Annotated in this window: 5 protein-coding genes; 2 read left to right on the forward strand and 3 right to left on the reverse strand. The window is 58.6% G+C overall.

Features of this window, described 5'->3' with window-relative positions:
• Positions 1–100 precede the first annotated feature (100 nt).
• Entirely contained in the window at positions 101–925 is an 825-nt protein-coding gene (locus L248_RS04735; RefSeq protein ID WP_040534953.1) for a LysR family transcriptional regulator, read from the forward strand.
• Positions 926–987: 62 nt separating this feature from the next.
• On the opposite strand, the gene L248_RS04740 is transcribed toward L248_RS04735, so the two are convergent.
• The 3 genes from L248_RS04740 to L248_RS04750 form a co-directional block, all read right to left on the reverse strand.
• Entirely contained in the window at positions 988–2,517 is a 1,530-nt protein-coding gene (locus tag L248_RS04740; RefSeq protein ID WP_040534956.1) for a rhamnulokinase, read from the reverse strand.
• 43 nt (positions 2,518–2,560) lie between these two features.
• Positions 2,561–4,348 (reverse strand): L-fucose isomerase, encoded by a 1,788-nt coding sequence (locus tag L248_RS04745; protein WP_022528956.1) that lies wholly within the window; start codon positions 4,346–4,348, stop codon positions 2,561–2,563.
• Between the two features lie 132 nt (positions 4,349–4,480).
• The gene (locus L248_RS04750; RefSeq protein WP_022528957.1) at positions 4,481–5,236 is read right to left on the reverse strand and encodes a DeoR/GlpR family DNA-binding transcription regulator; all 756 of its coding nucleotides are present in this window, start codon (positions 5,234–5,236) and stop codon (positions 4,481–4,483) included.
• Positions 5,237–5,557: 321 nt separating this feature from the next.
• Between L248_RS04750 and L248_RS04755 the strand changes: the two genes are divergently transcribed.
• On the forward strand, positions 5,558–6,358 hold the full coding sequence (locus L248_RS04755; RefSeq protein ID WP_040534959.1) for a class II aldolase/adducin family protein: 801 nt from the start codon (positions 5,558–5,560) through the stop codon (positions 6,356–6,358).
• The last annotated feature ends 180 nt before the right edge of the window (positions 6,359–6,538 follow it).

Consider the following 6,538-nt stretch of genomic DNA (forward strand, 5'->3'; position numbering starts at 1 on the left):
TCGATAAAGATGGACTCTTAACCGGTCTAAATCTCAAGGAACACCATGGACTGGGTGTGTATACATTTGAGGACATTTTAGAAAGCAGCATGACCCAGTGATGTTCGATCTTCTCCAAACCTTTATGGCCGTTTACGAAACCCGCAGTTTTTCCCTCGCCGCCCGCCACTTATATACGACCCAGCCCACGGTGTCCCACCATATCCGTAAACTGGAGGCGCAGCTGAATACGCCTCTGTTCGTGCGCAACAAACGCAGTGCCACCGTCCCCACAGCTGCCGCGGACCTGCTCTACGTGGCCAGCGGCAAGCTGTTGGCCGAATGGGCGAAGACGAAGGAAGCGGTGCAGAACGTCCACGATGATGAGTATGTCGAACTGCGTATCGGCCTTTCGCAAAGCGTGGCCACCGTGCTGTTTCCCCAGGTGGCGGCCGCCTTGGCCCAGCAGTTTCCCTTTCTGCACTACGACGTGACAGTCCTCAACTCGCAAAAAGTACTGCAACAGCTGGAAGCCCAGCGCATCGACCTGGGCTTCGTGGAACAGCCGCTGGTCCTGCGGGGGGCGGTGCGCCTGACGCTGTGCCCAGACCAGCTGGTGGCGGCGGGGCAGCCCACCGGAACCTGGATCACCCGGGAAGAGGGGTCCGGGATCCGGTTCTACACGGCCCAATACTTGCGAGAGCAAGGAATCACCCCGCGCCATTTAATGACCGTCAACAGCAATACCTTGCTGCGGACTTTGATTGAGGGCGGTGTCGGCCAGGGTCTCTTGTCGCGCCGGGTACCCTTGGCCAACGTCCCCACGACGCCCCTCGGTGCCCAGTTTCGGCGCCACTTCTACCTCTTCCAGAATACAGCGGCCGCTTGGCCTCACCAAAAACAAGTGGTTGCGGCGATTCAAGCGGTGGCCGCCCAGCTGGCTTAGCGTTACCCAGGACAAAAGAAGCACCCCGGCGCGTTGCCGGGGTGCTTTTTGCATGAATGGATCTACTCTGCTTGCTGCTGGTCAAAGACGGTCGCACTGACGGCGGTCTTGGCCAGGGCTTGAATGTCTTGGAACTTCTGAAAATGGGCAGCACCGTTTTTCTCGCTGGTCGGCGCCACCGTCGTCGGCTGTGCCGAAGCGGTGGCCACCTCGCTGGCGTCACTGGTCAATACGCCAGTGACGATCAGCTGAGAGATAATGTTGCCTAGTGCACTGGCCTCGATGGGGCCGGTGACGACGGGCAGCCCGAGGGCATCCGCCGTCAGCTGGACGAGGAGCCCATTTTGGATCCCGCCGCCAAACATGTGCACAGAATCCATCGGTTCACTGGTCAGTGCCTGCAACTGGGTGATTACCTGTTTATAGGACAGGGCCAAACTCTGCAGCACAATACGCAGCAGAGCGCCCCGGGAGCGGGGCAGCGACTGCCCGGTGGCGGTCAGGAAGAAGCGGATCTTTTCTTCCATCCGGCCGGGGGTACTGAACAGGGGGTGACTGGGGTCGATGAAGCGGTCCTGGGTGCGGGCCGCGCGGGCTTCGTCGGTCATGGCCCCAAAGTCGATCATCTCGCCTTGGAAGGACCACTCCCGCTGGAGCTCTTGAATGATCCAAAGGCCCGTGATGTTTTTGAGGAGCCGGTTGTGCCCGTCGAAGCAGCCTTCGTTCGTCAACCCGGCGGCGTAGGCGGCGTCATTGATGATCGGGGCCTCCGTCTCCCGGCCGACGATAGACCAGGTGCCGCAGCTGATGAAGGCGGTCCGCCAGCGCTCCCGGGGCGGAATAGGCAGGGCCAGCAGGGCAGCCGCTGTATCGTGGCCGGCCCCGGCAATGACCTTCATTCCCGGTCGCAGATGGACCTCGTCCCGAATCGCCGGCAGCAGTTCACCGAGAACGGCGCCGCCATATGCCAAGTCGGCCAATTGGCTGGGCTTGATGCCGATCATGTCCAGCACCGCCCGATTCCAAGACGGCGCATCGCTGGTCAGCAGTCCCGTGGTGCTGGCAATGGAGAACTCGTTGACCCCCACCCCGCTCAGCAGGTAGCTGACCAAGCCCGGCATCAAGAGGATTGTGCCGGCCTGGTCGGCCAGGAACGGGTAGCGCTGCCAGTCGGCGTAGAGCTGCAGGTTCGTGTTGATATCGGCGGGCTGCTGTCCCGTCAGTTGGAACATATTGCGCGGGGTAATGCGCTGAGTGAACGCATCGGTATACGCCTGCACCCGAGTGTCGCGGTAGCTGTGGGGCGCCAGCAGGACTTCACCCCGCTGACTGAGCACCCCGTAATCCACCCCCCACGTGTCGATACTCATGCTGGCGAGCTCGCCCAAGTCGTTCTGGGCAATGGACAGACCGTACTTGATCTCCTGCACGATCTTCATGTAGTCCCAATACAGCCCGCCCGTCACTTGGACCGGCAGGTTAGAAAAGCGGAACTGTTCCTTCAGCGTGATCCGCTTCCCGTTGAATTGACCGGACATGACCCGGCCGGAACTTGCCCCCAAATCCACCGCGATCAGATTTTCTGTTGCCATCACTGGCCCCCCTCCCTATGAAACCAAGACACGCTGTGTGTGGTTAGTTGTACAGCGCTCCGAACGTCTGGCAGGCCCGGAAGTCTGCCGATTCCAAATCTTCAGTGCCCAGTGATGACCACGCCCGCGGCCGGAAAATCTGGTCGGCCGGTACGTTATGCATATTCACCGGAATCCTCAGAATAGCGGCCAGAGTGATTAAGTCGGCGCCGATGTGCCCGTAACTGATGGCCCCGTGGTTAGCGCCCCAGTTGTCCATGACGTCATAGACTGACTGGAACGCGCCGTGCCCGGTCAGGTTGGGCACGAAGAACGTCGACGGCCAACCCGGATCAGTCCGTTCGTTGACGGCATCGAACACGTTCTTGGGCAGATCAATAGCGTAGCCTTCCGCAATCTGGATGACCGGGCCGACGCCTTTGACTAAGTTGATGCGGGTCATCGTCACCGGCATTCCGTTAGGTCCGCCTTCGGTCACGTAGTTGCTGGAGAAGCCGCCGCCCCGGAAGTAACCGATGTTCGCCGGGATCCAGCGGGTGCGGTCCAGGTTGGCCTGGGCTTCCGCCTCAGTTACATCCCAGTAAGGCTTGATCGCCGGCTGGCCGTCGATCTTTTCTGCCCCTGTGGCATCCAGCGTCTGAGCGCCGGAATTGCTCAGGTGCAGGAAGCCGTTCTGGGCCAAGCCGGTCAATTCAGTACCGGTGACCCGCTTCACTGCTTCCGGACTCCAGTAGGTGCGCACGTCCGCGAAGATCTGGGGTGTGTTGCTCAACAGGTAGTTGAATAGCATCGATGCCGCATTCAGGCTGTCGTTCTCCGTCGCAAAAACGTGGGGCGCATGCTGGCCGCTCCAGTCGTACTGCGAATTCATGAAGGCTTCCATGTAGTCGCCATTGGGGAAATGATCGGTCCACTGGCGCTGGCCTTGGAAGCCGGCGGCCAAAGCATAGTGCCCGGCCGCTTCTTCAGCGAAGCCCAACTCGGCCAGGCGGGGATTGCCCTCCATCAAGTCTTTGGCGATGATTGCCATCTTGACGCAGGCTTCAAGCTGCTTTTCCTTGGCCTCATCGGTGAACTTGTTGGGGTTGTCGGCGTTATAAATATCCGGCCCGATCGGGGTGTTCTTCTTCGCCCACGCCAACGCGTCGGCGTATTCATCCGGATCATAGATCTTCTCATCGATGCGCCGAGTGATCTCGGTCATGTCCACATATTCGTTGCGCATGCCCAGATAGTCCTGGAAGAAATCAGGGTCCACGGTGGAGCCGCCGATGCCCATGGCGACGCTGCCGATGGAGAGGTACGCCTTGTTGCGCATGATGCCGGTGGCCAGTGCCCCCTTGGCAAAGCGGATCAGTTTGGTCCGGACGTCAGCGGGAATACTCGTGTCGTCAGCCTCTTGCACATCATGACCATAAATACCGAAAGCAGGGATGCCTTTCTGGGTATGAGCAGCCAAAACAGCAGCCAAATAAACAGCCCCCGGGCGTTCCGTCCCATTGAAGCCCCAAATGGCATGGGGGATGTCCTTCGTCATGTCCATGGTCTCCGTGCCGTAGCACCAGCACGGAGTGACCGTAATCGTGCCGCAGATCCCCGCGCGGTCAAATTTCTCCTTAGCCGCCGCGGCTTCCCGCACACCGCCGATGGTGGAATCGGCAATGACCGTCTCCACCGGCGTCCCATCAGGATACTTCAGGGTGCTGTGGATCAAGTCCGCCACACTGTGGGCCATCTGCATCGTCTGTTCTTCCAGGGATTCCCGGATCCCCTTCCGCCGACCATCAATCGTGGGCCGAATACCAATCTTGGGGTAAGTCATCTTCAACATCAAAAAATCCTCCTCTGCATCGTGCCAGTACAGCTCAAGGCAACGGGGGGCCTTTTTTCCCCTGCCGATGCCGGTGCAGCCTCGCCGGGCCGCTCCTTTTCTCGCCAGACCAACTGTCTGACTCTTGTCCGCTCAGTACAGAACTTCCACGTTCTGCGCTTCCCAGGCCTTGAGCAGGGCGGCGTCCGGCTTCTCATCACTGATAATAGCCGCCACGCCGTCGGGTGCACTGAGCTTGTAATAACTTGTTTTGTTGAACTTCGAATGGTCGACCAGCAGAATCGTCTTATCGGCCAAGGTCATCATCTTGCGCTTAATACTGGATTGTTCCTCACTGGCCATGTAGATACCATTGGCATCCACGCAGGAACAGGACATAATCGCCAGATCGGCGCGGAAGTTGTCCAAGAACTTCGCGGCGTAGTCGCCCAGAATCGAGCCAGAGCTGGTGCGCAGACGGCCGCCAGTGACGAACGTCTTGACTTCCGGGATACTGTCCAGCGCCACCGCGATCCGCAACCCGTTCGTCACGACGACCACGTGGCTCAGCTTGGCCAGGTACTTCGATAGGAATGATGCCGTGCTGCTGGAATCAATGAATAGTGCCTGGTTGTTGGTGAGAAAGGTGCTCGCAATATCCGCGATGGCCTTCTTCGCCTTCTCGTTTTCCTGTTCTCGGAACAGGTAAGGGAATTCAATGTTGCTGGGATTGACCAGTTCGACCCAGCCAAATTTTCGTGCGACCTTGCCCAGGGACTCCAGTTCCACCAAGTCCCGCCGTAACGTCGAGGGACTGACGAACAGTTCCTTCTGCAGTGCCTGGGTCGTCATCACCTTCTTTTTGGCTAATAACGCCAAAATTGAGTTTAGGCGTTCATTCTTTAACATGAACAAGCCTCCATTTCTAAAACGGTTCCACGATTCAATTGCTAGTATACCGTGAATCCAAGGAAACGCCACGGATTTAGCTTATTCAAGAATGTAAGCGCTTATATTATGCTCGAGATTACCTTACCGCGTTTATTCTCACGCCGCAATATCTTTGAACGATTTTGGCGATTCGTGAACAACTGTGCACGAATGGCTGAATTGTGTATGCGCTTCCTTCAAATTATGCCTGCACCGCTCCTTTCTCCCCGTGCCCCGGGTACAATAACGGCAGATAGAAATGACCAGTGCGCTGGCTGCACAAAGAGAGGACGAAGAACGATGAGAATGATGTTTGAAGCGGATCGGGAGGATCTCGCTTGGACCGTACGCAAGATGTTTGATCGTAAGGATACCAACGTGGCCGGGGGCAACATGTCCATCAAAGTTTTCGATGAACACCAGCACCCGTATATATTGATCACCCCCGCCTTCATGTCCGAGACATACTACGCCGAATTGACGCCGGCCCAAATCCTGGTGGTCGATGCCGAGACTGGGGAGAAAATCGACGGCGTTGGCCACGTGACCCGGGAGATCAACCTGCACGAGGGGGCCTATAAAGCCCACCCCGGGATTCGTTGTGTCTACCACTCCCATGCTGAAGAGTCTCTCTTCTGGGCGACGGCTGGATTAGATATGCCCAATGTCACGGAAGCGACGCGGGAGCTGGGGGCCATCAAGGTCCTGCCCTTTGCCCCGGCGACCAGCATGGCGTTGGCGAACATTGTCCATGATGCCCTAACGAAGATCGGCGACAAGGCGATGGAGAACGTCTTCCTGCTGAACAGCCACGGCATCGTCATCACGGCCACCGAGCTGCACATTGCGGCACGGATCATGGAGACGCTGGAGTGGAATGCGAAGATTGCCTACCAGCAGACGATCTTCATCAAGCTGGGGCTGCTCAAGGGGTACCAGTCGCTGGGCAAGGACTACACCGAACCCTACGAACAGATCCCGCCCATTGCCCTGCCAGAAATTCCCACAACATCGCGCCCGATGCCGTTCCCCGAGAACCCGCAGCGCCCAGCCTCTGAGTTCCGCCCGGGGGAGACCCCGGCGCCGAAACCGGTGCAGTAACCGCGGCAGATTAATGTCTGGCACTGACCCGGGTGACTACGGGCTCCGCAGATTGGGGCGGCGACGCGAAGCTAGTGCGAAGCCGGTCCTGCGGAGCTAGCTGTGGGCACGTGACAAAACTTACCTGGGCGCCGTGCCAAAGCTCCGCAAGCTCCGGCAAAACGGGCTGGAACGTGGTGG

This window comes from Schleiferilactobacillus shenzhenensis LY-73 (genome assembly GCF_000469325.1).
Taxonomy (GTDB): Bacteria; Bacillota; Bacilli; order Lactobacillales; family Lactobacillaceae; genus Schleiferilactobacillus; species Schleiferilactobacillus shenzhenensis.

Bases quoted from the DNA above. Each gene is read 5' to 3' on its own strand.
- L248_RS04735 (WP_040534953.1), top strand. From the start codon at position 101: ATGTTCGATCTTCTCCAAACCTTTATGGCCGTTTACGAAACCCGCAGT.
- L248_RS04740 (WP_040534956.1), bottom strand. From the start codon at position 2,517: ATGGCAACAGAAAATCTGATCGCGGTGGATTTGGGGGCAAGTTCCGGC.
- L248_RS04745 (WP_022528956.1), bottom strand. From the start codon at position 4,348: ATGTTGAAGATGACTTACCCCAAGATTGGTATTCGGCCCACGATTGAT.
- L248_RS04750 (WP_022528957.1), bottom strand. From the start codon at position 5,236: ATGTTAAAGAATGAACGCCTAAACTCAATTTTGGCGTTATTAGCCAAA.
- L248_RS04755 (WP_040534959.1), top strand. From the start codon at position 5,558: ATGAGAATGATGTTTGAAGCGGATCGGGAGGATCTCGCTTGGACCGTA.